Consider the following 25,616-nt stretch of genomic DNA (forward strand, 5'->3'; position numbering starts at 1 on the left):
TATGCCAAAGTTTTTGATGAAGCGATGGCATGGCTATCACGTCATCGCCCTGTTTGTCGTCGCAACGTCGTTTCTTATTACGATTATGCTTTATAGATGGCAAATCGGGGTTGTTGGATTTTTTATCTTAGGAGTATTAGCGATCTACGCAGTACAGGCCCGCATTTCGTTTGAAAAAGATTTGGAAGCGTATATTTCCACGCTCTCGTACCGGGTGAACAAAGCAGGGGAAGAAATTGTTACCAAGCTGCCAGTTGGGATGCTTCTCTATAACGAAGAGTACACCATTCAATGGCTTAACCCATATGTAAACGAAAAAATTAAAGAGGCCCAAATCGACGGATCTCTGGATGAGATTTCACCAAGTCTTATTTCTGCCCTTGAAAAAGGGCTCGAGCATGATACGATTTTTATGAATGACTACTACTTTCATGTATTGTTCAAGCCCGATGAGCGACTTATTTATTTCTTTGATGTTACTGAGAATGAGGAAATCAAAGCTCTCTATGAAGAGACTCAAACCGTTTTGGCCATTATCTTCCTTGATAATTATGATGATGTGACGCAAGGGATGGAAGATCAAGTTCGAAGTAAGCTTTTAAGTCATGTCACTTCAACCTTAAATCGTTGGGCTTTTGAAAAGGATATCTTTTTAAGACGAACCGCTTCTGATCGCTTTATTGCTGTGATGAATCACAAAACATTAGAGGAAATTGAGAGAGAGCGCTTTGATATTTTAGATGAAATAAAAGAGGTTACAGGGAAGGAAAAAATTCCAATCACCTTAAGTGTGGGGGTTGGTGTAGGAGAGTCTTCTTTACGAGAGCTTGGTATTCTCGCTCAATCAAGCTTGGATTTAGCCTTAGGTCGGGGTGGTGACCAAGTGGCGATCAAGCAGAAAAACGGGAAGGTTCGTTTTTATGGTGGGAAGTCAAACGCCATGGAGAAACGAACGAGAGTCCGTGCAAGGGTCATTTCCCATGCCTTACGTGATTTCGTTCTTGAAAGTGATCAAGTGATGATTATGGGGCATAAACATCCCGATATGGATGCGATCGGTGCAGCAATTGGTGTCTTAAAAATCGCTGAAGTCAATGGGAAAGAAGGCTATGTTGTCCTTGACCCACAAGACGTGAACCATGATGTTCAGAAGTTGATGGAGGAAGTGGAAAAGCACGATCATTTATGGAGTCAATTTATTATCCCAGCAGAGGCAGAAGAGCTTGCCACAGAGCAAACCCTTCTTGTCATTGTTGACACCCATAAGCCTAGCCTCGTCATGGAACCAAAGCTATTAGAGCAAGTAGAGCGAATCGTCGTCCTTGACCACCATCGACGTGGGGAGGAATTTATTGAAGACCCCGTGCTTGTCTATATGGAGCCTTATGCTTCATCAACGGCTGAGCTTGTCACGGAATTGCTTGAATACCAACCAAAACAATTAAAAATGGATAGCTTAGAAGCGACAGCCCTTTTAGCAGGAATGGTTGTCGACACGAAGAGCTTTGCGATTCGGACGGGATCACGCACATTTGATGCTGCTTCGTTTTTACGGTCAAATGGGGCCGATACCGTCCTTGTCCAAAAGCTCCTAAAAGAGGATCTTGATCATTATGTCAAACGTGCTAAACTCGTTGAGAGTGCAGAAATTTATCGAGAGGGTCTCGCCATTGCAAAAGCGGATGATGAGGATATGATCAGCCAAGTATTGATTGCCCAAGCAGCCGACACCTTGTTAACCATGAAAGACGTCGTGGCATCCTTTGTGATCTCAAGACGGCAGGATGGCATGGTAAGTATTTCGGCTCGCTCCCTCGGGGAAGTGAACGTTCAGTTAATTATGGAAAAATTAGATGGTGGTGGGCATCTTACCAATGCAGCCACCCAGCTTGAAGGATCTTCTGTTGAGGAAGCAGAAAAGCGGCTGAAAGAAGTGATTGATCAGTTTCTTGAAGGGGGAAATTAAGATGAAGGTCATTTTTCTAGAGAATGTAAAAGGGAAGGGTAAAAAAGGCGAAGTTAAAAACGTACCAGATGGGTATGCAAGAAATTATTTGTTTCCGAATAACTTAGCGAAGGAAGCAACCTCAGGCAATGTCAAAAATTTAGAAGCACAAAAGAAAAGCGAACAAAAGAAAGCAGAAGAAGCGTTTGAAGATGCGAAAAAATACAAAGAAGAGCTAGAGAGCCTGACGGTTGAAATTAAAGCAAAATCAGGTGAAGGGGGACGTCTTTTCGGAGCCATTTCGACGAAACAAATCGTTGAAGCGCTGAACAAGCTAGGTAAAAAAGTAGACAAACGAAAAATTTTGCTTGATGATCCGATTCGTTCTCTCGGTTACACGAACGTTCCGATAAAAATTCACCCAGATGTCGTGGCGACTGTCAAAGTACACGTTGTCGAGGGAGAGTAAAGGACATTGCATGAAAATCACTCCTTATCACGTTCAACCGGGCATGGTAGGGAGTTCGTTTTGTCCTAAGAGACATGCGGAGCACTGTCTCGAGTGGAGAGGAGAGGCACATAATGAGTGATTTATTTGCAGACCGGACACCACCCCAAAATATTGAAGCGGAGCAAGCGGTTCTCGGTGCGATTTTTTTAGAGGAACATGCTCTTGTCACAGCCTCAGAACGACTCATTCCTGAAGATTTTTACCGTGCTGCTCATCAACGAATCTATCAAGTGATGCTTGATTTAGCAGAGAAAGGTGAACCCGTCGATCTTGTCACGGTCACCGCAGAGCTTCAGGATCGGAAGGCACTTGACGATGTAGGAGGCGTCTCTTATTTAGGAGACTTGGCTAATTCTGTTCCAACAGCAGCAAATGTTGAGTATTACAGCCGAATTGTTGAGGAAAAATCGTTGCTTCGCCGGCTGATCCGCGTTGCAACGAATATTGCCGCTGAAGGCTACACGAGTGAAGAAGAAGTGGATGCCATCTTAGATGAAGCAGAGAAGACGATTCTTGATGTGTCACAGCGAAAAAATACGAGTGCCTTTGTCTCAATTAAAGATGTACTCGTTGAAACGTATGACAAGATCGAGATGCTGCAAAATAATAAAGGGGATATCACCGGTATTCCAACTGGATTTATTGAGCTTGACCGAATGACGGCAGGGTTCCAACGAAATGATTTAATTATTGTTGCAGCCCGTCCTTCCGTTGGTAAAACCGCCTTTGCATTGAACATTGCTCAAAATGTGGCGACGAAAACGAGTGAAAATGTGGCGATTTTTAGTCTTGAGATGGGGGCGAGCCAGCTTGTTCAACGGATGCTGTGTGCGGAAGGAAACATCGATGCCCAGCGTATGCGAACAGGGGCTTTGAATGCTGAGGATTGGCAAAAGCTGACGATGGCAATGGGGAGTCTCGCAAGGGCAGGCATTTACATTGATGACACCCCTGGTATTAAAGTGAATGAGATTCGGGCGAAATGCCGTCGTCTCAAGCAAGAGCAGGGTCTAGGGATGGTATTAATCGACTATTTACAGCTCATCCAAGGAAGTGGACGCAGTGGTGAAAACCGTCAGCAGGAAGTATCTGAAATCTCCCGCTCACTGAAAGGCTTGGCTCGTGAATTAGAGGTGCCTGTCATTGCCCTATCTCAGCTATCCCGTGGTGTTGAATCTCGTCAGGATAAGCGTCCGATGATGTCAGATATTCGTGAGTCAGGAAGTATTGAGCAAGACGCTGATATTGTAGCATTTTTATATCGTGATGATTACTATGACAAAGAAACAGAAAATCAAAACATTATTGAAATCATTATTGCCAAGCAGCGGAATGGCCCTGTCGGAACCGTGGAGCTTGCTTTTGTAAAAGAATATAACAAATTTGTGAATTTAGATCGCCGGCATGACGAACGGGACATGCCACCAGCTGGCTAACCTCTCTTTGCCGAGGTTAGCCTTTTTAAAAGGTAAGAAAGAACAGCATGTCAAAGCGATCTCTCTGTTAGATGTTCAAATAAACTTAGCAGGGAAGTTGTTTTTAATGCTGAAATACAAAAACGTTTGGCTCCAACGCCTTACGCTTTCTTATTAAAAATATCATGAGAAGGCTTTAGTGAGCTGCTATGTCCTTATGAGCGTTTGTTTCTCACAATGGTTAAAGGATTCTATAAAGGGGACAATCGGCAACAATAGTACGAACAAAAGATAAATAGACTATTAGTATTGTTCGTGTTTTATTGACGCTGGCGCAGATGATTGGTATACTGTTTGAGGGTTTTTGTTAATTAACTCGGTTCGACGAACGTCCGAGGCGGAGGTGCACGAGATGTCATCAGTAGTTGTAGTTGGTACCCAATGGGGCGACGAAGGAAAAGGAAAAATCACAGACTATCTTTCTGAAAAAGCGGAAGTGGTTGCCCGTTACCAAGGTGGAAATAACGCGGGGCACACGATCGTTTTCGGGGGAGAAAAATATAAGCTGCATTTAATTCCTTCAGGGATTTTTTATAATGACAAAATTTGTGTGATAGGAAACGGAATGGTTATTGATCCAAAGGCCCTCGTCCAAGAGTTAGCCTACTTACACGAGCGGAATGTGGATACGGGTAATTTGCGTATTAGCAACCGTGCTCATGTGATTCTTCCTTATCACTTAAAGCTTGATATTGTTGAGGAAGAGCGAAAAGGCGCAAACAAAATTGGAACAACGAAAAAAGGCATCGGCCCAGCCTATATGGACAAAGCTGCACGTATTGGTATTCGGATTGCCGATCTTTTAGATAAAGAAGTGTTTGAAGAAAAGCTAGAGCGTAACCTTAGCGAGAAAAATCGTCTCTTTGAAAAATATTATGAGGTGGATGGTTTTACAAAAGAAGAGATTCTTGATGAATACTTTGAGTATGGCCAGCAAATTGCTAAGTACGTATGTGATACATCTGTTGTCTTGAATGATGCATTAGATGAAGGCCGTCGTGTCCTTTTTGAAGGAGCCCAAGGGGTTATGCTTGATATTGACCAAGGTACGTATCCATTTGTTACTTCGTCAAACCCGATTGCAGGTGGAGTAACGATTGGCTCAGGTGTCGGTCCATCTAAAATCCATCATGTTGTCGGTGTGTCAAAAGCATATACGACGCGTGTGGGGGATGGTCCTTTCCCAACAGAGCTTCATAATGAAATTGGTGATCAAATTCGTGAAGTGGGAAATGAATATGGTACAACGACAGGTCGTCCTCGTCGTGTGGGCTGGTTCGATAGTGTTGTCGTACGACATGCTCGCCGAGTAAGCGGAATCACTGACCTATCTCTAAACTCCATCGACGTATTAACGGGCATTAAAACTTTGAAAATTTGTACAGCCTACAAATACAAAGGTGAAATTATTGAAGAGTTCCCAGCAAGCTTGAAGGTTCTTGCTGAATGTGAACCTGTTTATGAAGAGCTCCCAGGTTGGGATGAGGACATCACAGGGGTGAAATCACTTGATGAGTTACCTGTGAACGCGCGTCATTACATTGAGCGTATTTCCCAATTAACGGGAATTCCTTTAACGATTTTCTCTGTAGGACCAGATCGAAATCAAACAAATCTTGTCCGTGGTGTGTTTGCCTAATCGATTATTTGGAGGAACGCAAGGAACCCCCTTGCGCTCCTCTTAGATTTCCGATATCCTAAATAGGACAATACTCTCTGAAAATAATTTTAAAGAAAAAATAAAAGGTAGTTGCACTACCTAAACTTCTATGTTATTATAATCCTTGTCGTTAAGAACGAGTGTTGCTCGCCACAAGGCTTGTAAGCTTCGCTTCGTTTAATCTAGAGCCATTAGCTCAGTTGGTAGAGCATCTGACTTTTAATCAGAGGGTCGAAGGTTCGAGTCCTTCATGGCTCACCATTTATACAATGAAGTTCAGGACTCTCACCTACGGTTCCCAGTGCAGCAGGGAAGTAAATCGATGAGGTAGCAGCAGGACTAGCTTCGCGTCGGAGTCCTTCATGGCTCACCATTTTCAAGAAGCAAGGCCTCTCACCTAAAATTCTCCGTGTAGTACGGAAGTAAAGAGGTAGCAAGACGAACTTCACATTGTTTGTGATTGATGTTTGTGAATGGCCCGTTGGTCAAGCGGTTAAGACACCGCCCTTTCACGGCGGTAACACGGGTTCGAATCCCGTACGGGTCACCATTTTATTTCATTGTTTTGGTCCGGTAGTTCAGTTGGTTAGAATGCCTGCCTGTCACGCAGGAGGTCGCGGGTTCGAGTCCCGTCCGGACCGCCATTTTACTTACATAGTAAGAGGAAAAGCCGAGAAACAGGGCTTATCTCAATACGTGAGTATCACATACTTTAAATAATTTTTATTATGGCTCGGTAGCTCAGTTGGTAGAGCAATGGACTGAAAATCCATGTGTCGGCGGTTCGATTCCGTCCCGAGCCACCATTGATCTTTTTGATTTGGTTCTATTGGTAGAGTAAGAAGCGTTACATCGCTGAATGGACTGCGACTTGTCTCGACACCTAAGCGCCAAAGCTCTTCTTACAGAAGAAGAGACAACGAATCAGAGTTTGCATCTTTCAATACTACGCCGGTCTAGCTCAATTGGTAGAGCAACTGACTTGTAATCAGTAGGTTGGGGGTTCAAGTCCTCTGGCCGGCACTCTTTAAAACGTATCGTGCAGATTTGCACGTTTTTTTAATTTGTTAAGATTTTTTTGGGACTGCTTGAAGGAAGAAGCAGTCCATTTTTTTATGGATAAAACATCCATGAACGTTTTTTCATCCTATTGTCGAGCTCTAGTGTTTTCCGAGGAAAAGGGACGTTTTGTCACTTCATTTCCAGTTCATACCCTATTATCGTAACAAGAACATTACAATCTCTTATCAATTAATGACGTTTTGTCCGTTTAAATGGCCCATATGCTAAAATAGGAAAGGTTGTAAATGGTATTTTAGCTATAAAAAAATTGTTGAACGATAGAAACCACCGTGATTGGAAGGACTTCATTGTTTTATCAACTTGAATTGAAGCTCCGTCCCTTTTACAGAAAAGATCAGGAAAGCACTTGAGGAGGACAAACGGATGAAGCGGTTGCTGAAACGTGTGATGCACCAGTTGCCTTCACACCTCTTTCGAAAGCGGATGCTTGCCGCAGTGACAGGAACCATTTTAATTGTTGCAGGAAACGCAGGAAGTGTGCAAGCAGACTCAACATTAGAAACCGTCTATCATGTCTATGTAGATGGAAATCATATTGGTAGTTTGGAAGAAAAGAAAGCTTTTACGAACCTAACCGAAGCCTTAGTGGATACATATAAGGAAGAGTATCCTGATCTCTCACTTCAAATAGAAGAAAGGATTCAAATCATCCCTGAAATGGTATTTGACACCAGAGTGAGTTCAAATCAGGCACAAACGCTTGAGAAGCTAGAAGCTTTGCTCTCTGTCAAAGCAAAAGCAACAGCGCTTGAAGTAAATGGAGATGCTATTCTTTATGTAAATGGTGAGGAAGCTGCAAAGGATGTCTTGAAAGACTTTATTGTGCAATATACAAGTGATGAGCAATTTGAGGCATTCTTGAATCGTCAAGTTGAAGAGGCAACACCGCAACTAGAGGTGGGAGAGCGATTTACGGAAAATATTGAACTCACTGAAGAAATCGAGCTTAAAGAGGTGCTAATTGAGCCACAGGCAGTGCTTTCTCCAAAAAAGGCTGTGGAGGCACTAAACAAAGGTGTTCGAAAGGAACAGATCTATCAGGTAAAGGAAGGGGATGTTCTTGGTTCGATTGCACATGCACATGATTTAACGATGAACGACCTTCTTAGCTTAAATCCTGAATTGAAAGAGGATAGCATCCTCCAAATTGGGCAAGAGATAACAGTGATGGCTTACGAGCCAGTGACGGAAGTGAAAATCACTGAGCTGCGGAAAGTCGAAGAGGCGATTTTGTACGAAACGGAAGTCAAAGAGGATGACTCCTTATGGAAAGGGGAACAAAGGGTTACCCAGCAAGGAGCGAAGGGTACACGGATTGTTGATTACACGATTGTCAAAAAGAGTGGTGAGACCATCCATCGTGAAAAAACAAACGTTGAGATCGTAAAAGAACCTGTGAAAAAAATTATCGTAAAAGGGACAAAGGAAATGCCATCACGAGGAACAGGGAGCCTTAGTTGGCCAGCAGTTGGTGGATACATTTCAAGCTATCAGGGAGAACGCTGGGGACGATTCCACAAAGGGATTGATATTGCAAGACCAAGCAATTACAATATTCTTGCTGCGGATAATGGAAAGGTGACGTTTGCTGGCACTAGCGGTGGGTATGGAAACATGGTTCGCATTAATCATAATAATGGGATGGAAACTCTCTATGCTCATTTACGTTCCATTGATGTTCGTGTTGGTCAAACAGTGACACAAGGGCAAAAGATAGGTGTCATGGGTTCAACTGGAAACTCAACAGGCATTCACCTTCATTTTGAAGTTTATCAAAACGGACAGCTTAAAAATCCAATGGATTACTTAAACTAAAAGATTACCTCCGGGAAACCGGAGGTATTTTTAAAAGGAAAGAAAGTATACGTTCCATGCTGTCTAGGAGTTCATACAGGTTTCTGTAGTGGCAAAGGAAGAGAGAATGTAAATGAAAACCTATTGGAAACAAGCAACAGAGTTTTTATACTTGTGTTAAAATGAAGAGAGCACTGTTGAAACGGAGCGGATGTTACATGGATAAACGGATTCTAGTAGTAGATGATGAAAAACCGATTGCTGATATTTTAAAGTTTAACTTAGAAAAGGAAGGGTTTGATGTTGTTTGTGCCTATGACGGGGCAGAGGCCATTGAGCTCGTTCATAAGGAAAAGCCAGATTTAATTCTTCTTGATATTATGCTCCCGAATAAAGATGGGATGGAAGTCTGTCGGGAGGTTCGTAAACAATTTGATATGCCGATTATTATGCTTACAGCCAAGGATTCAGAAATTGATAAAGTATTAGGGCTTGAGTTAGGAGCAGATGACTATGTGACGAAGCCATTCAGCACAAGAGAGCTGTTGGCACGTGTGAAAGCAAACCTACGCCGTACACAAAATACAGGTGAAGAGCAGCCTTCCTATAAGGAAATTGCTGTCGGTGATTTAACGATTCATCCTGAGGCCTATCTTGTCAAAAAGCGAGGCGAGTCCATTGAACTCACTCATCGTGAATTTGAATTGATTCACTATCTCGCAAAGCATTTAGGACAGGTCATGACCCGCGAACATTTGCTGCAAGCGGTATGGGGATATGATTATTTTGGGGATGTGCGAACGGTTGATGTAACAGTTCGCAGACTCCGTGAAAAGGTAGAAGACAATCCAAGCTATCCAACATGGATTATTACGCGGAGAGGCGTAGGGTACTATTTGCGGCACCCTGATCAGGAGAACGTGTAAATGGAACGAAAGGTTGGTTTTTTCAAATCGATTCAATTTAAGCTGATTATTATTTATGTCTTGTTGATCTTAATCGCCATGCAAATTATAAGCGTCTACTTTACAAGACAGCTTGAGGACCAACTTGTGGAAAACCATTTTGAAATGCTTGAGGATCGGGCTGACTTGTTGGCATATAATCTAGCAGAGGAGCTTGCGACACCTCAGGAGGATCAGAGTGCATTAACAGCGGAGATTAACACCTTGCTCCGTGATTTTTTCTCCATTGAGAATTCAGAAGTTCAAGTCATAAATAGCAACCGAGTCGTTTTGGCTACATCAAGCTTTCAAAACCGTCATATTATTGGCCAGCAAAGCACGGAAGTTCGTGTGAAGCGAGCCTTGGTTGGAACGCCATATGAAGCGGTACTTCGAGACCCGCAAACCGGAAATCGGATGCGGGTGTTAGCCGTTCCGATTAAAACCGTCGATGATGTCACCGTTGGAGCGATTTACATTGAGGCGTCCATTGAAGAAATTTATGACCAAATGCAAGAAATTAACAACATCCTAGCAAGTGGAACCTTTATTGCATTAGCAATTACGGCAGTGTTGGTGATCCTGCTTGCCCGTACGATCACGGCTCCAATTTTAGATATGAGGAAGCAAGCGTTACGTATGGGATATGGAGACTTTTCTCGAAAGGTCAATGTCTACAGCACCGATGAAATTGGTCAGCTAGCCATGTCCTTTAATGATTTAACGATGAAGCTCAAAGAAGCAACGTTGACGCGAGATCGAGAACAAAAAAAGCTACGTTCCGTTTTAACCCATATGACCGATGGGGTGATTGCGACCGATCAGGACGGGAAAATTATCCTCATGAACAAGCGAGCAGAAGAGCTGCTTAGCATTGAGAGTGAAAAAGCAATGGGTCAATCGCTACCGGATGTTCTTCGGCTAGATGAAACGTATGCCATTTATGACTTGTATGACTATTCCGAATCGGTCCTTCTTGATTTTAGTGATGATGATAAGGATTATTTGCTTCAAGCAAGCTTTTCTGTCATTCAAGAGGAAGATGGCCCTGTAAATGGGTTAATTACGGTTCTTCATGATGTGACGGAGCAAGAAAAGATTGATCAAGACCGCCGCGAGTTTGTAGCGAACGTATCGCACGAATTAAGGACACCTTTAACGACAATGAAAAGCTATTTAGAGGCTCTTGAAGGCGGAGTGATGTCCGATCCTGAGCTTGGTCCGCGTTTTTTAAAGGTCACCCAGGATGAGACAGAACGGATGATTCGCCTTGTGAATGCGTTGCTGCAATTATCAAAAATTGATAGCCGTGATTACAAGCTCTCCTTTACTTGGGTTGATTTAGCTCAATATTTACATGAGATTATCGACCGATTTGAAATTGTGGCAAAAGATAAGAACATCCACTTTATCCGAAAAATTACGAAGCACAAGACATATGTAGAAATTGACCGAGACAAGCTGACGCAAGTCCTTGATAATATCATCTCCAATGCAATGAAATACTCGCCTGAAGGTGGAAATATTACGGTGACGCTGCTTCATCAAGGACATAATGTTCGCGTGAGTGTTTCAGATGAAGGGATGGGGATTCCGAGAGAAAGCCAAGGAAAAATCTTTGACCGCTTTTACCGTGTGGATAAGGCAAGAGCGCGGAGTGTCGGTGGCACGGGCCTTGGTTTAGCAATTGCAAAGGAGCTTGTTCACACCCACGGAGGGGAAATTTGGGTCCAAAGTGAGTATGGGAAAGGGACAACGATCTATTTCACTCTACCGTACTCAACATTCAAGGGGGAGGAGTCATGAATTTTGAACAGATCAAAACCGTCGCGTTAATTGGCTTGGTCGCCTTAAGCGCTGTATTAACCTGGCAGCTTTGGACGTTTCAGCCTGACTATGCCCTGCTTGATCCTGATAGTGATGAACGGTATGCCCCTGTTGCAGCAATGAGTGAGGAGCGGAGGCTTGAGGAAGTCATTGAGCCAGAGTCCATCGTTGTTCACGGACATGAGGGTAGCACCGCCCTCGTGCCGCCGAATGATGAGGCGTTCTATGCACTGATGGAGCGCTTATATGAAAGTGAGCTTTCTGAGCTAGGTCTTGCAGCCGGTCAGTTTCCGAAACAAGGTGTAGGGAGTGGCGTGGAAATTATTTATCCAACGGCGATTCCTTCTGATCTGTTTATAACGTTGTTAGGGATGGAAGAAGAAGAGTTTAACCTGCCACTCGCAAAAATTGATCGTCTCTTCCTGTATATCGGTGAAGATGAAGAGCGTGTTCAAATGCAGCTTCTTTCCTATAATGATGGAGATCATGGTGACCGTATCATTGAAGCAGACACGACTTTGTCTGTTTTGGAATTTGAAGAAGATTACTTAAATAGCATGGGTGATTTTATACCTGCGACGATGTTGCGAGCAGGAACGCACTTTCAAAAAAAACTCTACGTACCAACAGAGGAAATCGATGTTCGTGCCTTATCGTATACGACGACAATGCTTGAGCCTTTAGACTTTATGCAAGCTCTTTTCAGCGACCCTCATGCGGTAAAGCACTATCGACAAACGAATGGAGAAGAATCCTACACGGATGGAAGCCGAATCATCAATCAGCACGATAACGGAAATTTCATGGAATACAACAATCCTGTCTATAGCGACACACAGGAACGCAGCGGAAAGCATGTTGTGCAAAATAGCTTTGAATTCATTAATAATCACGGTGGCTGGACCGATGACTATTATCTTGATGACTGGAATACGAGTGACTTGCGAGATGTTGCTTCGTTTCGTCTCAAGCTGAATGGCTATCCAGTGTTAAGCTTTCAAGGCTTTGATCGAATGACGTTAGAAGTGACTCGATCTGGAAATCAGACGACCGGCTACGTTCGTCCAATGTTTGACCTTGATAACCAACCGATTGAGGGGGTAGGTAGAAAAACCTTACCTTCTGGTGAAGCTGTGATCAGCTGGCTAGAAGAATCGGAATTTTTTGATCCGCGACGATTAGAGAAAATCACGATCGGCTATGAGATGTCAAAGCCAGGTCATGTGATAGCAGAGCCGTTTTGGTTTGTTCTCTATGATAATCGGTGGGAAAAGGTCACATTTGATGTCGATCCTGACGGTGAGGGGGAGACAAATGAATTGGAATAAAGCAAAAACGATTTTTATTATTACCTTCCTCTTTCTTAATGTCTTTTTAACGTGGCAATTAATTGAAAAAGATAATGCCAATCAGGTGAGCATGATCACAGAGGCGACCATTCAAGAGCGATTAGATGAGAATCAAGTGACGATTGCAATTGATTTACCTGAGGTTTCCTTGCCAGGGGTTCATGTTATTGGAAAGACAATTCCTTGGACCGAGGAAATGGTCGCCAATTTAGGAAATCAAGAGGTTGAAATTAAAGAGGATGGCACGCTTGTATCGGTTCTTGATGAGCCCTATCCACTTTCAGAAGAAAATCAAACGATGGAGATTCAAACGTTTCTAAATACATACGTAAAAAATGGGAGCGAGTACCGGATTGGGGAATGGGACAGCAATCTGAAGCAGCTTCATCTCTATCAAAATTACGAAGGAAAGACGACGTACACGTATGAAGATGATCAGCTAATTCTGCAGTTAGATGATGAACAGCAAATCGTTGGCTATCAGCAATCATTGCTAGAATTTTCTCAGCACGGTCGAGAACATGAAATGCTTTCGAGCTTAAAAGCAATTGAAGTTCTTATGAATGACCATATTATCGGGATGAATGACACGATTACAACCGTTGAGTTTGGCTATTATAGCTTTTTTAGTCCTCAAGGTGATGTACAAGTGTTTGCGCCGATGTGGCGGATTGGTGTTGATGACGAGATTTACTTAGTCAATGCAATCGAATGGTCGATACAGCAGTTGACGTAAACGGAGTGGAACTGGAGTGAACGGAGATGACTTTACGGTTTAGTGTTTTAGCAAGCGGGAGTACGGGGAACGCTGTCTATGTTGAAACAGAGAAGCAGCGACTGCTCGTCGATGCTGGCTTGAGCGGGAAAAAAATGGACGAGCTTTTTCAAAAAGCAAATTGTGATCCCACTCAATTGGATGGAATACTCGTGACTCATGAGCATAGCGACCATATTAAGGGTGTGGGCATTATGGCCCGAAAGTATAACCTGCCTATCTATGCAAATGAAAAGACTTGGAACGCCATGGAGCAAGCGCTTGGCACCCTTTCAACGGACCAAAAATTTGTCTTCAAAATGGGAGAGGTTAAAACATTTGCGGACCTTGAGGTGGAATCCTTTGGTGTATCTCATGATGCGGCAGAGCCAATGTTCTTTGTGTTTCATCATCAGGGAAAAAAGCTTGTCCTTGCGACAGATATGGGCTACGTAAGCGAGCGCATCAAAGGAACGATCAAGGATGCGGACATGCTGATTTTTGAGGCAAATCATGACTTGAACATGCTGAGAATGGGGCGCTATCCTTGGAATACGAAGCGGCGAATCTTAAGTGATGTGGGCCATGTGTCAAACGAAGATGCGGCCCTTGCTCTAGCGGATGTGATAGGAGACCGAACAAGTCGGATCTACCTCGCCCACCTAAGTCTAGATAACAACATGAAGGACTTAGCGCGGCTGACCGTCGAACAAATTTTACAGCAGGAAGGCCTTGCCGTTGGCGAACAATTTGAGCTTTATGATACGGATCCATATAAGCCAACACCTTTGGCAGTCGTATAGGAAAGGCCCTTTTTCAAGGGTCTTTTTTCAATTGATAAAAAAGGACAAATTCGATGGTATCTAGCTTCAGGAGCCAGTGGCTTAGAGGTCGCATACGAAAACAGAAAACGTTATCGAGCCAGCGCTTCAAGCACCTGTCACGGCTGACCAACACTATTCTTATCATTGTAGCAAAATGATATGAAATTTTTTATGTCTAAGCGTCAATATTGTTGGCAATTCTATAAGAAGTATAAAAAATTATCGAAACAGAGAGCTGATGGTAGCTTTCTTTTTTAGTGTCGATATAATAAAGATAGAAGTTCGTAATTCATTCTTTTTTTATAAGGATGGTGAATAGGTCATGGGCTATTATGATGACCATGTTGAAGAAACTGGTGAAAAAATAAAACAAAAGGGTAGTAAGCGAACAATCGGACTATCGGCTTTTACAGGTGCTGTTCTTGGCGGTCTCATTGTTCTTTTTTCCGCTCCGCTCCTTTCAAACTTGGGCTGGCTCCCCTATGATATAGGGACTCAGCAGCCATCTTTAAACAATGCATCACCTCAGAATGGGATTCAACAAACGGTTAACTACTCGGTCAACTCTGACGTCTCAGAAGCGGTTGAAAAAGTAACCGATGCGGTTGTTGGCGTCATTAACCTACGAGAATCAAGCTTTTGGTCTGAGCAAGGTGGCGAAGGAACAGGTTCGGGCGTTATCTATAAAAAGGCTGGAGGAAAGGCTTTTGTGGTAACGAATGCCCACGTCATTCAAGGGGCGACGGAAGTTGAAGTTAGCTTAGCCGATGGAACAAGAGTACCGGCTGAAGTTCTCGGTGCCGATGTTTTCACAGATTTAGCGGTTCTTGAAATTGATGGGGAGAAGGTTGACACGGTAGCTGAATTTGGTGATTCAAGCTTACTACGTGTCGGAGAGCCGGCCATTGCGATTGGTAACCCATTAGGATTACGTTTTTCAAGCTCTGTAACACAAGGAATCATCTCTGGTACCGAACGAAGCATCCCGGTGGATTTAAATGGAGATGGTCAAATTGATTGGCATGCGGAAGTTATTCAAACAGATGCAGCCATTAATCCAGGTAATAGCGGCGGTGCCCTTCTAAATGTTCAAGGTCAGGTCATTGGTATTAATTCCATGAAAATTGCTGAAAGTGCGGTTGAAGGAATTGGCTTTGCGATCCCTACAGCGATTGCGGTTCCAGCAATTGAAGATTTAGAGCGCTTTGGTGAAGTACAACGTCCACAAATGGGTATTGGATTCCGCTCATTAAGTGAAATTCCAAGCTACCACTGGCAAGAGACGTTGAAGCTTCCGAACAATGTAACGACAGGTGTTGTCATTACAAGTGTTTCACCAATGTCTCCAGCAGAACGAGCAGGTCTTAAGGAGTATGACGTTATCGTTGAGATTGATGGTGAACCAATGGAGGATGGACATGAGCTTCGTAAGTACTTATATACAGAAAAAAGCATCGGTGAAGAAATCGAAGTCGTCTATTATCGTGATGGCAAACGAGCAACTGTTACCTTACAGCTAGCTGAACAACAAAGCTCATAATTGAGATGAGGCTGGGACATAACGAACGTGTATGATTGAAAATGCGCACAATGCACAATCTTAGCGAAGAAAATATACGTAGACTCCTGCTGGTGAGCCTCCTCGTAGTTGGCGCACGGTTGGATCTCACCATCCGTCCGCGGAACGGGAAGTATATTTCCGAAGCGAATGCTATGCATTAACGATCATGACGTTCGGAGTTCTTATCAATAAAAACTCTTTTGTCCCAGCCCCAAGCAGAGGAGAAATCCTCTGCTTTTTTTGTGCGTTAAGACAACGGATTTTAACAACGTCGTTAAAAATTTGAAGTGCTGAGTATAAATGCAAGGTAGATTTTCGCTAGAAAGGGCTTGATGAAAAGCCAATTTATGCTTCCCTTTCAAGAGTTGAGAGCTTGTCGCTTTTGAAGCGGACACAGGTTCCTTTATTTAAGAAAAAAGATATGTTTGTATGGTAGAAGTGGACTGATTCGCTATTTGCGGAAAATATGGATATTTGACAGGAATATTGACTGAATAAGGGAGCCTGAGTCCGGATCCGTTAAAATCAAGAGAGCTTTTTCGTAAATAAAGAGAATTTCATGTCCGTTTTAAAAAAATCTCTAATGGGGAGTTCAAACGATGAAAAACAAGAATGTTTTCTTGTGCGCCATAACTTTTTTCACAGGAAACAAAAGCAAAGCTATTTAGGAATTACCCACAGTGGATAAGGGACTATGCTATAATAAAAGCCGAATACGAAAGGACGGGAATAAGAATGTATGTAAGCTGTGAAGAGCATATTGATCTAGCAATGGACATCATCATTGATGAACATGAAGCCGCACCTGTCATAGAGATGATCCCAGCAAAGGAACAGTTATCCACAAGTTGTTCATTCTGTGAAAAGCCAGCTAACTATCGCATTTCAAAATAATTTGTTATCTACATTGTTGATATGTGGATAAGTGTTGGGGATAACTTTTAAGAAAAGGTGGAAAAGTCCTGTGAATATCTCAATCGTCACGGTCGGAAAACTAAAAGAAAAATACTTAAAACAAGGGATCGAAGAATACATAAAGCGTCTCAGTGCGTATGCAAAAATCGAGGTTGTGGAAGTGCCAGACGAAAAAGCACCAGAACAACTGAGCGACACCGAAATGGAGCAGGTCAAACAAAAGGAAGGAGAACGCATTCTTACCAAAATCCACCCCGACAGCCACGTTATCGCTCTCGCTATCCAAGGGCGCATGCTCACCTCTGAGCAACTAGCAGCCAACCTCGATAATCTTGCCACCTATGGAAAAAGCAAAATCACCTTTGTTATCGGAGGTTCACTAGGCTTAAGTGAAGACGTGCTAAAGCGAGCGGATGAACAGCTTTCCTTTTCAAAAATGACCTTCCCGCACCAGCTGATGCGGTTAATTCTCGTGGAGCAGGTATACCGAGCGTTTCGGATTATGAGGGGAGAACCGTACCATAAGTGATGGTAAATACAAAAAAGGAACTAAAGATAGAGATTGATATAATAAAGAAACTTAGAGGATTCTAATTGATATACATTTGAGGCAAGCTTTATTGTAAAGCTTGTTCTTTTTTATAGCCATTCAGCAACCTTACAAATTCTGATTATGATATCATTAAACTTAAGATTTTGTAATATTGTGGGAGTGAAAAGATGGACAAAACGAAATTAGAGTCGGTGTTGAAAGCTTGGCACTTAGTTGAAGCTTTAGCACCAAGTGAAGTTACAGGTAAGGGAGAAGTTTTGGAAAAGCGTTACTTTAAAGATAATAAAAATCGAAGCCGAACGCGGTTGGTAAAACTAAATGAAAATCCTTGGAAGATCGATAAAGTAAAAGATAGTAAAAAACATCAAGTCCAATTCCGTTATTACTTAGCGTGTTTCGAGCACCACAAACTTGTCAGTTTTATGCGTGATATTTTTAAAAATGACGATGAGATTATTAATAAGGATCATAAAACATTATTTAGTCTTTCTTTTTTGGTGGATAGCAATGGGAATTATATAAAAGATTCAATGTTTGTTCCTTTTTTAATGTATGTTATGAAAATCATGAAAGAAACCTCTAATGTACCTTATGGGGAATTAAAGACCCCTTTTTGGAATCAAATGCAATTATTTGAAGAACAAGCACAAACCGTTTTTACTAATGGAGTAACAGAGGAATCATTACTTTTGATTCAACAAGTTTACAAGAAGTATTTTCATCAATTAGATAAAAGTTCATTAAATTATCTAGAGATTGAAGTTATGAAGGCAGACCAACAATCATTATCAAAGAATTTTAATAGCTTTTATATAAATGACTTGGAACTTATTTTATCAAAAGGAGAAAATGAAACACTCCGTCGGTTTATCGAAGGAACACCAACAGATGAATGCTTGGATATAGATGAGAACCGAGAATATATTGAAGAAACTTTACAGCCCATAAACCTACCAGATGGCCGATGGCCGTCACCTGTAAATTACAGATTGTCATTAATGCAGCAAGTAGCAGTAAATCAAATTTTGAATAAGAATAAAAAAGTTAGTTCTGTGAATGGACCACCAGGAACAGGGAAAACTACGTTATTAAAAGATATCTTTGCAAACATTGTAGTTCAAAGAGCAAAAGAAATGATACAACTAGATAACCCCTCCAAAGCATTTACAAGAACAAAAACTATCAATTTAGAAGGTTTTCATTATCCGATCTATTTATTGGATTTAAAATTAAGTCAGTATTCAATGGTTGTTGCTTCGAGTAATAATGGTGCAGTAGAAAATATTTCAAAGGATCTTCCTAAACTAGATGAAGTTATTCGGCAATCTGTTAAAAGTAAGTTTAAAGAATATGAAGAGTTGTATGCTAAAGAGGCAAAGGAATTATCAATGTATCCATCTTCCGCAAAAGATCTTCTAGGTAGCAATGATAATACATGGGGACTTTTTTCAGGAGCTCTTGGAAAATCTGATAATATAGCTACCTTTGGTTGGAAATTATATGGTAGTAATAACGATGAAAATGCGTTTCTTAAACAATTGGAACATGACAGTAAACAAGTAAACATAAAGGATTGGGAAGATGCCAAAAAGGATTTTATAGATATCTTTAAAAATGTACAACAAAAAAAGGAAAATCTTCAAAAATTTCATGATGAATTTAAGAGTATACAAGCCTATACTGATCAACTAAAATCATTAGAGGATCAGTTAATTATTCTTGAGCAAGAACAAATAAATTTAGAGAATGAGAAGAAACATTTAGAACGCCAAAAGCAACTGACAGAACAACAGATTAATTCCCAACCTAAACCATCCCTTTTTAAGAGAATCTTTTGCAAAAATGACAATAAAAACGAGCTAAAAAATGAACTTAATGATATTATCACGCGTTTAAAAGAAGAAGGAAATAAACTACATTTAATAAGTAAAAAAATACACGAGGATATCAAAATTGTAGAGGAATTAAAAGAGAAAATATCTATTTTTACAAAACAGTTAAACTATTATAGTAAGCAAGGGCTCATCTTACCGAAGGAAAACTATTGGTCTAATACGAAACAGGCATACGAGTTTCGCCAGTTAAATACCCTTTGGCTTTCAGATGAATTAAACTTCAATAGAGGATTATTATTTTTAAAGGCCATGAAAATCCATAAGTTAATTTTGGCCTTTAATTTTGAAGCAATTAAGTCTACTTTGCGCTTATTAATTAACCGTACAAATTTAGATCTTAATGATAAGGATCATAGAGAATATCTAAGGAACATGTGGCAAACTATCCATTTAATTACCCCTTTGATAAGCACAACCTTTGCAAGCTTTAGTTCTATGTATAAGGGTATAGAGGAAGACTTTATTAATTATTTGTTTATAGATGAGGCAGGACAAGCTAATCCTCAACAATCAGCAGGAGCCATTTGGAGATCTAAAAAAGTGATAGTAGTAGGTGACCCGATTCAAATTGAGCCTGTTGTAACAATTGATAAAACAATTTTAGGGGATATTAAGAAGTACTTCAATCTAAATGACAAATATATTGGAATAGGTACTTCAGTTCAAACTTTGGCAGATGCTGCAAATCCGTATGGAATGTATAACAGCTATGGTCAAAGGGTTGGAACACCATTATGGGTTCATAGAAGGTGCTTAAATCCAATGTTTTCCATTTCGAACAAAATAGCCTATGATAATAAAATGGTATTAGGCAAAAAGGGACAAGGAAAGGGCGCATGGTTGGACTGTAAAGGTTCGGCTATAAACCGCCAATTTGTTAAAGAGCAAGGAGATTTGGTGGCAGATCATATTATTGAATTATGGAAAAAAACTTCAGGTCCACCTAATGCGTATATAATCTCTCCTTTTACTGCAGTAAAAGACGGGATTAAAAAAATTCTAAAAGAGAGATTAACAAACATGAATATATCTAAAGAAATTTTAAATGATTGGCTGAAAAATTCAGTAGGTACTGTTCATACATTTCAAGGAAAAGAAGCTGATATTGTTTATTTAGTAACTGGCACAGATGAAAATAGTGATGGTGCAGCTAACTGGTCTTGTTCAAAGCCCAACTTGATAAATGTAGCTGTTACACGGGCTAAAGAAGAGTTATATGTAATTGGTGATTATAACCGCTTTTCTAAGAAACCTAACTATTCTACTCTTATAGAGAATATAGCAGAAGTTATAGATGAAAATGACCGTAAAGAAATAGGTTATCGAGAAAATCTTCTACTTTAGTAAGAAAACTAAGAAGAAAATTTATTTAAAAAACAATATGATTAATTCGTAAAGAGTGTCTCAAAATTTGGGACACTTCAAGAGTGTTGATTATCCAAAATTAGACAGACTTATCCCTTGGAATGTGACGTAGTTTTTCAAAAAAGTGCTCATTTCAGATTGCCAATCAATGGGTAAATTGTTTCCGACCAGTTGCCGTTGGAACGTGACAAACGATACGGTTTTAAATACTTGTCTTTCTGATGTTTTAGTATAAAGCCGAGTAAAACATAGGTAATAAGAGCGGCGAAAAGTTGATTAAATACGGCATTTTCAGTTGTGCCAAACAGGACAGGGACATTCAAGTTCTGTTTGATCCAACGGAAGAACGTTTCAATCTTCCATCGTGCTTTATACATGTCGGCAATGACTTCGGGTGCCACATTCATTAAATTGGTCACGACTCGCATCTCATGTCCATCATCATCCTTAAAAAACACCACACGATGACGCTTCTCAGAACGAGATTGTGATGTTCCAAGTTGGCACGTGATGTCACGAGTCACAGGCGATTCTAGCTGTTCTAATCGTTTTAAAGCATGAGGGCAAACAATCTCAATATTCTCCTTCATTCGAATGACAAACTCTTGGTGTTCAGAAACAAATTGGTCGATTCGTGTGATTTTAAAATAAGCACGGTCTTCTACCATAACAAACCGAGAATCAACAAGTTGTTCACCGACAGGACCGTCATGTAAGCGACCGATCGTTTCAACGACTTGAAGTGGCATGTCCGTTTTTGGAGTATAACTAACATGTAGTTTGATGCCTGAACGCTCCCCATGATAGACAGCCCAAGGAAGGCGTGTTTTCCCAACCGTAATCGTTGTGGAGTCCACGATGAGAAGTCCGTTTGGGAGTTTCATTGCACGACGAGTCATTCGATTACATTTAGAAACGACTAAGTCAAAGAGTTTTTTCAACACCTCATACAAAACTATAATTCTCCTACTTGAGATTCTAGAAAGGGGTACGGGTAATGAATGGGCCACGCAAACTAAAGCGAAGTTCAATTACCAAATTTTTGATAACCCTACTATTATCTTAAGGTAAAACAATACGGAGGTTTTAATATGAAAAGAGCAATAATATTTGACATGGACGGTACTTTATTTCAAACCAATATGATACTAGAGCTTTCACTTAATGATGCTTTTGACCACTTACGAAATAAAAAAATGTGGTTTAGCGAAACACCCATAAAAGAATACCGTAAAATTATGGGTGTTCCTTTGCCTAAAGTATGGGAAACTTTGCTACCAGATTTCTCTAGTGAAGTTCGAAATGAAATGGATTCCGTATTCTTGGAGAGTTTAATCATAAACATTAGGGCTGGAAAAGGCATGCTTTACCCTAATACAATTGAGACTTTAGTGTATCTAAAGAAAAAGAAATATAAAATTTTTATAGCTAGTAATGGGTTAGTTAACTACCTAAATACAATTGTAGATACATATAAATTAAATAGTATTATTGATGAGACATTCAGCATTGAACAAATTGAATCATACAATAAGTCTGATCTTGTGAATCATATTAAAGAAAAATACGAGATATCGGAAGGTGCAGTTGTAGGTGACCGCATATCAGATATTAAAGCAGCATCAGATAACAATTTAATTTCAATAGGATGTAAATTTGATTTCTCAAACGAAGAGGAATTAGCACATGCCGAAATTGTAATAAGTGATTTAATTGAATTAAAAAATATCTTTAAATAGAATATAAGATTTCCTATTTTCACTTTCCCATTTCAAACTAACTTTTAGATGTTTTTCCATCTCTCAAGCTAACTCCTTTATAATGTCTTTTTTAGCAGCAACCAAAGAGTAATATTGACTCTTCTATGTCAAACTCAATGACGACTAACAAACAGGGACCGCCCTTTGGGTTGGCCCCTGTTTGTTACCTTTCGTTTATTTAATAGGACGAGTGAAATACAGTTTTCCAGTGAAGGTTATAACCAGAGATATAGTTACAATACTTCTCGTATCATCAAAAGCTATCTTTTTGCTGATGCATTATGGAACGAGACTGCAACTGATTGGCATACATTGAAAGATCAAAACAAAAGATTTTTTATGAAAGTCACAAAGGATATGGGAAAGTCACCGGCAGTCTTATATTCAGTTGCAAAATTATTGAATGGAATTGGGCAGAAATTTATTAATAGTGGTATTCCTTGGGTTTCAAAAATGTTATCAGAACACCAAAGTTTATGGGATGTTAAATTAGAGAATTATACTATATATTATTTAGAAAATGTTGTGAAAAGTTATATCCATATTAATCGTGAAAAAATCAGAAGAGGAGTTAGAATAAAGCGAGAGGTTTTGATTTTATTAGACTTTTTGGTTGAAAAGGGATCAGTTGCCGGATATATGTTAAGAGAGAGCATTTTATAATAATATGGTAATAATAATTGTTGTATTAGTGCAATATTTATGAAAATGGCATTACTGGCTGCCAACAATCTTTTCGAATTAATATTTTCAGAAGAACAGAAGGAACATTTTACTATATGAATATTAAGTTATAAAAATAGGCATCGGTACTTCACCAATGCCTATTTTTTGCCTCTCAAACCGCCACGGTGAACCGTACCATAAGTAACGGCAAGTTTTCGGACGGGGAGTGAATACTACTGAAATTTTCCGTTTTCACAGATCGTTGCTATTTGAAGTGATCATAATCACACAAGACAAGGTTTCCTTCTTTGTATACTTGGGTCATACTAAGTGAAAGTGAGGAAATTGTCATGCTAAATAACCAAACGATACAAATTATAAAAACTACAGTTCCGGTGTTGGAAAAGTACGGAACGGATATCACCAAACGGTTCTATCAATTACTGTTTACCCGTCATCCGGAGCTGTTAAATGTTTTTAATCATGCGAATCAAAGCCAAGGAAGACAGCAGACCGCTCTTGCCAATGCTGTTTATGCGGCTGCTCAAAATATCGATAAGCTTGAGACGATTTTACCGGTAGTGAAACAAATTGCGCACAAACACCGTAGTCTTGGCATTAAAGCAGAGCATTATCCCATTGTCGGACAAAATCTTCTTGCTGCGATCAAGGATGTTCTCGGTGACGCAGCTACGGACGAGATCCTGCAGGCATGGGCGGAGGCCTATGATGTAATATCCGATGTTTTTATTGGAGTCGAGGCCGAGATGTATGAACAATCCGAGAGGCAAAAGGGTGGATGGGTAGGATTTAGAGCATTTCGAGTAGAGCGCAAAGTCAAAGAGAGCGACGTGATCACGTCATTTTATCTTGCACCACAGGACGGGGAAGCGATTGCTTCTTTTGAGCCGGGGCAGTATGTCAGTGTGAAGATGGAAATACCGGGAGAAACTTATACGCACATACGTCAATACAGCTTATCCGATGCTGCGGGCAAACCTTATTACAGAATTTCCGTCAAACGGGAGGATGCCGTCCCCGGTAAGCCTGCAGGTAAGGTATCCGTTTACTTACACGAGCACGTCGACCAAGGGGATGTACTGTGGCTATCAGCCCCTGCAGGTGAGTTCACCTTGGATCAGAAGGACTCTAGACCGGTTGTCTTCATTAGCGGAGGGGTTGGGCTAACACCGTTGCTTAGTATGCTTAAAACCCTGACTGAAACGAATCCTAATCGTCCAATCACATTTATTCATGCCGCTCGGAACGGGAACGTCCATGCCCTAAGACAAGAAGTAAAGAAAATTGCTAACCGCTCACCGCAAGTAACTGTCTTTTGGTGCTATGACAAGCCGACGGATCGCGATAGGCAGATGAATGCTTTTCATAAAGATGGGTATATCGACTTGCCTTGGCTTCAGAGAGTAATTCCGACAAGAGAGGCGAGCTTCTACTTCTGCGGTCCTGTGCCGTTTATGAAAACTGTGAACAGCCTCTTGAAGGAATGGGGTGTCAATGGGGCTGATATCCATTATGAATTTTTCGGGCCGTCCGGTAGTTTGGAAGACACGAAAGGGGATGAGACGAAGGCAGTTGCCCCGCAAAGCTAAGATTGGGGATGTTTCTTTGTTTCAGATTGGCTGCGCAGCAGCCGATTAATCGTCTCGCGGCGAAGCCCGATGAATTGTCCGATTTCTTCCTGAGTCAGCACATCCGTCAAAGTGGCGGGCGCGATATAAGAGTGGAACCAAGATTGAAGTTTGCGTAGTTTTTCTGCTGGTGAGACCTCGGTTAGCTGGTCGATCCGCTGCTGCATCATTCGTAATTTGTCTTGCAGCCGTAAAGCGACGGATCGGCATCGCTCCGGATTCTGCTCCAGTTCTTGATACCATTCAATTTCCGAGAGGATGTCGATTTCACATGTTACCAGTGCTACGGCTGTACCGTAGTAAGGCTTGGGGCTGATCAGGGAATGATGAGGGATTGTTTCATCGGGCACAATAATATTCACTAAAATTTGAGAGCCGTCTTGATGTACCCTAACAATTTTTAATAAACCACTTCTCAGATGGTATAGCGGCCCAGATTCTCCTTGTCGAAATAAGGTCTCACCTTTGTGTAATATCATGCACAGCCTCCATTAGTACAAAAATCGAAGGTCACCACGTTGCGGCATTTCGCTTTTTTAAGAGTAAAAAAGTTTAGCATCACAAAAAGCGCTAAAGCGCGTGTGAAAACTTTCTGCTCGCTAGAAAAGCTTCCGCTAAGACAAGAATGTATTTTCATCCAGTGGGCTTTGATCAGAAGCGTCTCTTATTAGCTGATTAACATTATATCACTCTTGATAGCTCACTAAAAGCTTGCCGTTACAGCGCAAATCAGTCGGTGGTTAAAAGCAGCACCGTGGAAATCAGCACATATCTGGATTCGAAAAATCTCAGGGAAAGCTGTTCCATAAAGGTTTTCACGTTTCTGTTGCCCTCGCCAAATGTTATAGTAAAAAAATGGATGTTCACTACCTCTGCTTAGGTATCTTCGTTTTTATTTTTATAAGAGAAAATAAAAAAATAGAAAATTCAGTTAAAATTTATGTGACGGTAGTGAAAATTATTATATAAAGTATTTAGAAAAACATCAAAGGGTGGTTTCTAATAGGGAACTATTCGGTTTCTCCGAATAGTTGAAACAGAGCAGTCATCGAGCTTGGCTTGACAACTGTTCTGTCTTAATTTGTA

General features: G+C 40.9%; 19 protein-coding genes and 5 tRNA genes. 22 read left to right on the forward strand and 2 right to left on the reverse strand.

Annotated elements, in window-relative coordinates:
- Position 1 precedes the first annotated feature (1 nt).
- The 19 genes from BLT_RS0100180 (at position 2) to BLT_RS0100270 (ending at position 20,434) form a co-directional block, all read left to right on the forward strand.
- Positions 2–1,966: a DHH family phosphoesterase gene (locus BLT_RS0100180; RefSeq protein WP_017725821.1), complete on the forward strand. Its 1,965-nt coding sequence runs from the start codon at positions 2–4 to the stop codon at positions 1,964–1,966.
- Position 1,967: 1 nt separating this feature from the next.
- Positions 1,968–2,414 carry a 50S ribosomal protein L9 gene (gene rplI / locus BLT_RS0100185; RefSeq protein WP_017725822.1) on the forward strand — a complete coding sequence of 149 codons (447 nt, stop codon included), beginning with the start codon at positions 1,968–1,970 and terminating at the stop codon, positions 2,412–2,414.
- A gap of 113 nt (positions 2,415–2,527) precedes the next feature.
- Entirely contained in the window at positions 2,528–3,892 is a 1,365-nt protein-coding gene (gene dnaB, locus BLT_RS0100190) for a replicative DNA helicase (protein ID WP_017725823.1), read from the forward strand.
- 391 nt (positions 3,893–4,283) lie between these two features.
- Entirely contained in the window at positions 4,284–5,570 is a 1,287-nt protein-coding gene (locus tag BLT_RS0100195; RefSeq protein ID WP_017725824.1) for an adenylosuccinate synthase, read from the forward strand.
- A gap of 206 nt (positions 5,571–5,776) precedes the next feature.
- A tRNA-Lys gene (locus BLT_RS0100200) sits at positions 5,777–5,852 on the forward strand.
- A 214-nt stretch (positions 5,853–6,066) separates the two neighbouring features.
- Positions 6,067–6,141, forward strand: a tRNA-Glu gene (locus BLT_RS0100205).
- A 17-nt stretch (positions 6,142–6,158) separates the two neighbouring features.
- A tRNA-Asp gene (locus BLT_RS0100210) sits at positions 6,159–6,235 on the forward strand.
- A gap of 86 nt (positions 6,236–6,321) precedes the next feature.
- Positions 6,322–6,397, forward strand: a tRNA-Phe gene (locus tag BLT_RS0100215).
- A gap of 144 nt (positions 6,398–6,541) precedes the next feature.
- A tRNA-Thr gene (locus tag BLT_RS0100220) sits at positions 6,542–6,614 on the forward strand.
- A 423-nt stretch (positions 6,615–7,037) separates the two neighbouring features.
- A complete protein-coding gene (locus tag BLT_RS0100225; protein WP_017725825.1) occupies positions 7,038–8,489 on the forward strand; it encodes a M23 family metallopeptidase in 1,452 nt (483 codons plus the stop codon).
- 197 nt (positions 8,490–8,686) lie between these two features.
- Positions 8,687–9,394 (forward strand): response regulator YycF, encoded by a 708-nt coding sequence (yycF, locus tag BLT_RS0100230; protein ID WP_017725826.1) that lies wholly within the window; start codon positions 8,687–8,689, stop codon positions 9,392–9,394.
- On the forward strand, positions 9,395–11,218 hold the full coding sequence (walK, locus tag BLT_RS0100235) for a cell wall metabolism sensor histidine kinase WalK (protein WP_017725827.1): 1,824 nt from the start codon (positions 9,395–9,397) through the stop codon (positions 11,216–11,218).
- Positions 11,215–12,567 (forward strand): YycH family regulatory protein, encoded by a 1,353-nt coding sequence (locus tag BLT_RS0100240; protein ID WP_017725828.1) that lies wholly within the window; start codon positions 11,215–11,217, stop codon positions 12,565–12,567. The genes walK and BLT_RS0100240 overlap by 4 nt, the downstream gene beginning before the upstream one ends.
- Positions 12,554–13,324 (forward strand): two-component system regulatory protein YycI, encoded by a 771-nt coding sequence (locus BLT_RS0100245; RefSeq protein ID WP_017725829.1) that lies wholly within the window; start codon positions 12,554–12,556, stop codon positions 13,322–13,324. Before BLT_RS0100240 ends, BLT_RS0100245 begins: the two co-directional genes overlap by 14 nt.
- Positions 13,325–13,350: 26 nt before the next feature.
- Positions 13,351–14,145, forward strand: a complete 795-nt coding sequence (locus BLT_RS0100250; protein WP_017725830.1) for an MBL fold metallo-hydrolase — start codon at positions 13,351–13,353, stop codon at positions 14,143–14,145.
- Between the two features lie 343 nt (positions 14,146–14,488).
- Entirely contained in the window at positions 14,489–15,706 is a 1,218-nt protein-coding gene (locus tag BLT_RS0100255) for a S1C family serine protease (protein ID WP_017725831.1), read from the forward strand.
- Positions 15,707–16,462: 756 nt separating this feature from the next.
- Positions 16,463–16,621, forward strand: coding sequence for a CxxH/CxxC protein (locus tag BLT_RS22830; RefSeq protein ID WP_017725832.1), 159 nt, complete (start codon positions 16,463–16,465; stop codon positions 16,619–16,621).
- Positions 16,622–16,691: 70 nt separating this feature from the next.
- Positions 16,692–17,171, forward strand: coding sequence for a 23S rRNA (pseudouridine(1915)-N(3))-methyltransferase RlmH (rlmH, locus tag BLT_RS0100265; protein ID WP_017725833.1), 480 nt, complete (start codon positions 16,692–16,694; stop codon positions 17,169–17,171).
- 191 nt (positions 17,172–17,362) lie between these two features.
- The gene (locus tag BLT_RS0100270; protein ID WP_017725834.1) at positions 17,363–20,434 is read left to right on the forward strand and encodes a DEAD/DEAH box helicase; all 3,072 of its coding nucleotides are present in this window, start codon (positions 17,363–17,365) and stop codon (positions 20,432–20,434) included.
- A gap of 149 nt (positions 20,435–20,583) precedes the next feature.
- Here BLT_RS0100270 and BLT_RS21105 read toward each other — a convergent pair whose 3' ends face one another.
- Positions 20,584–21,399, reverse strand: coding sequence for an IS4 family transposase (locus tag BLT_RS21105; RefSeq protein ID WP_236611056.1), 816 nt, complete (start codon positions 21,397–21,399; stop codon positions 20,584–20,586).
- Between the two features lie 147 nt (positions 21,400–21,546).
- Here BLT_RS21105 and BLT_RS0100280 point away from each other — a divergent pair, with 147 nt between their 5' ends.
- From BLT_RS0100280 to hmpA, 3 genes are all read left to right on the forward strand, one after another.
- A complete protein-coding gene (locus BLT_RS0100280) occupies positions 21,547–22,194 on the forward strand; it encodes an HAD hydrolase-like protein (RefSeq protein ID WP_017725835.1) in 648 nt (215 codons plus the stop codon).
- Positions 22,195–22,359: 165 nt separating this feature from the next.
- On the forward strand, positions 22,360–22,878 hold the full coding sequence (locus tag BLT_RS0100290; protein ID WP_017725836.1) for a hypothetical protein: 519 nt from the start codon (positions 22,360–22,362) through the stop codon (positions 22,876–22,878).
- A 353-nt stretch (positions 22,879–23,231) separates the two neighbouring features.
- Positions 23,232–24,491: an NO-inducible flavohemoprotein gene (gene hmpA / locus BLT_RS0100295; protein ID WP_017725837.1), complete on the forward strand. Its 1,260-nt coding sequence runs from the start codon at positions 23,232–23,234 to the stop codon at positions 24,489–24,491.
- Here hmpA and BLT_RS0100300 read toward each other — a convergent pair.
- Positions 24,488–25,009 carry a Crp/Fnr family transcriptional regulator gene (locus tag BLT_RS0100300; protein WP_017725838.1) on the reverse strand — a complete coding sequence of 174 codons (522 nt, stop codon included), beginning with the start codon at positions 25,007–25,009 and terminating at the stop codon, positions 24,488–24,490. The genes hmpA and BLT_RS0100300 overlap by 4 nt on opposite strands.
- Positions 25,010–25,616: the final 607 nt, after the last annotated feature.

It is taken from the genome of Halalkalibacterium ligniniphilum (assembly GCF_000334155.1).
Taxonomy (GTDB): Bacteria; Bacillota; Bacilli; order Bacillales; family Bacillaceae_D; genus Halalkalibacterium; species Halalkalibacterium ligniniphilum.

What these genes read in the sequence shown, in the direction of transcription:
- BLT_RS0100180 (WP_017725821.1), top strand. Translation starts at nt 2, where the DNA reads ATGCCAAAGTTTTTGATGAAGCGATGGCATGGCTATCACGTCATCGCC.
- rplI (WP_017725822.1), top strand. Translation starts at nt 1,968, where the DNA reads ATGAAGGTCATTTTTCTAGAGAATGTAAAAGGGAAGGGTAAAAAAGGC.
- dnaB (WP_017725823.1), top strand. Translation starts at nt 2,528, where the DNA reads ATGAGTGATTTATTTGCAGACCGGACACCACCCCAAAATATTGAAGCG.
- BLT_RS0100195 (WP_017725824.1), top strand. Translation starts at nt 4,284, where the DNA reads ATGTCATCAGTAGTTGTAGTTGGTACCCAATGGGGCGACGAAGGAAAA.
- BLT_RS0100225 (WP_017725825.1), top strand. Translation starts at nt 7,038, where the DNA reads ATGAAGCGGTTGCTGAAACGTGTGATGCACCAGTTGCCTTCACACCTC.
- yycF (WP_017725826.1), top strand. Translation starts at nt 8,687, where the DNA reads ATGGATAAACGGATTCTAGTAGTAGATGATGAAAAACCGATTGCTGAT.
- walK (WP_017725827.1), top strand. Translation starts at nt 9,395, where the DNA reads ATGGAACGAAAGGTTGGTTTTTTCAAATCGATTCAATTTAAGCTGATT.
- BLT_RS0100240 (WP_017725828.1), top strand. Translation starts at nt 11,215, where the DNA reads ATGAATTTTGAACAGATCAAAACCGTCGCGTTAATTGGCTTGGTCGCC.
- BLT_RS0100245 (WP_017725829.1), top strand. Translation starts at nt 12,554, where the DNA reads ATGAATTGGAATAAAGCAAAAACGATTTTTATTATTACCTTCCTCTTT.
- BLT_RS0100250 (WP_017725830.1), top strand. Translation starts at nt 13,351, where the DNA reads ATGACTTTACGGTTTAGTGTTTTAGCAAGCGGGAGTACGGGGAACGCT.
- BLT_RS0100255 (WP_017725831.1), top strand. Translation starts at nt 14,489, where the DNA reads ATGGGCTATTATGATGACCATGTTGAAGAAACTGGTGAAAAAATAAAA.
- BLT_RS22830 (WP_017725832.1), top strand. Translation starts at nt 16,463, where the DNA reads ATGTATGTAAGCTGTGAAGAGCATATTGATCTAGCAATGGACATCATC.
- BLT_RS0100270 (WP_017725834.1), top strand. Translation starts at nt 17,363, where the DNA reads ATGGACAAAACGAAATTAGAGTCGGTGTTGAAAGCTTGGCACTTAGTT.
- BLT_RS0100280 (WP_017725835.1), top strand. Translation starts at nt 21,547, where the DNA reads ATGAAAAGAGCAATAATATTTGACATGGACGGTACTTTATTTCAAACC.
- hmpA (WP_017725837.1), top strand. Translation starts at nt 23,232, where the DNA reads ATGCTAAATAACCAAACGATACAAATTATAAAAACTACAGTTCCGGTG.
- BLT_RS0100300 (WP_017725838.1), bottom strand. Translation starts at nt 25,009, where the DNA reads ATGATATTACACAAAGGTGAGACCTTATTTCGACAAGGAGAATCTGGG.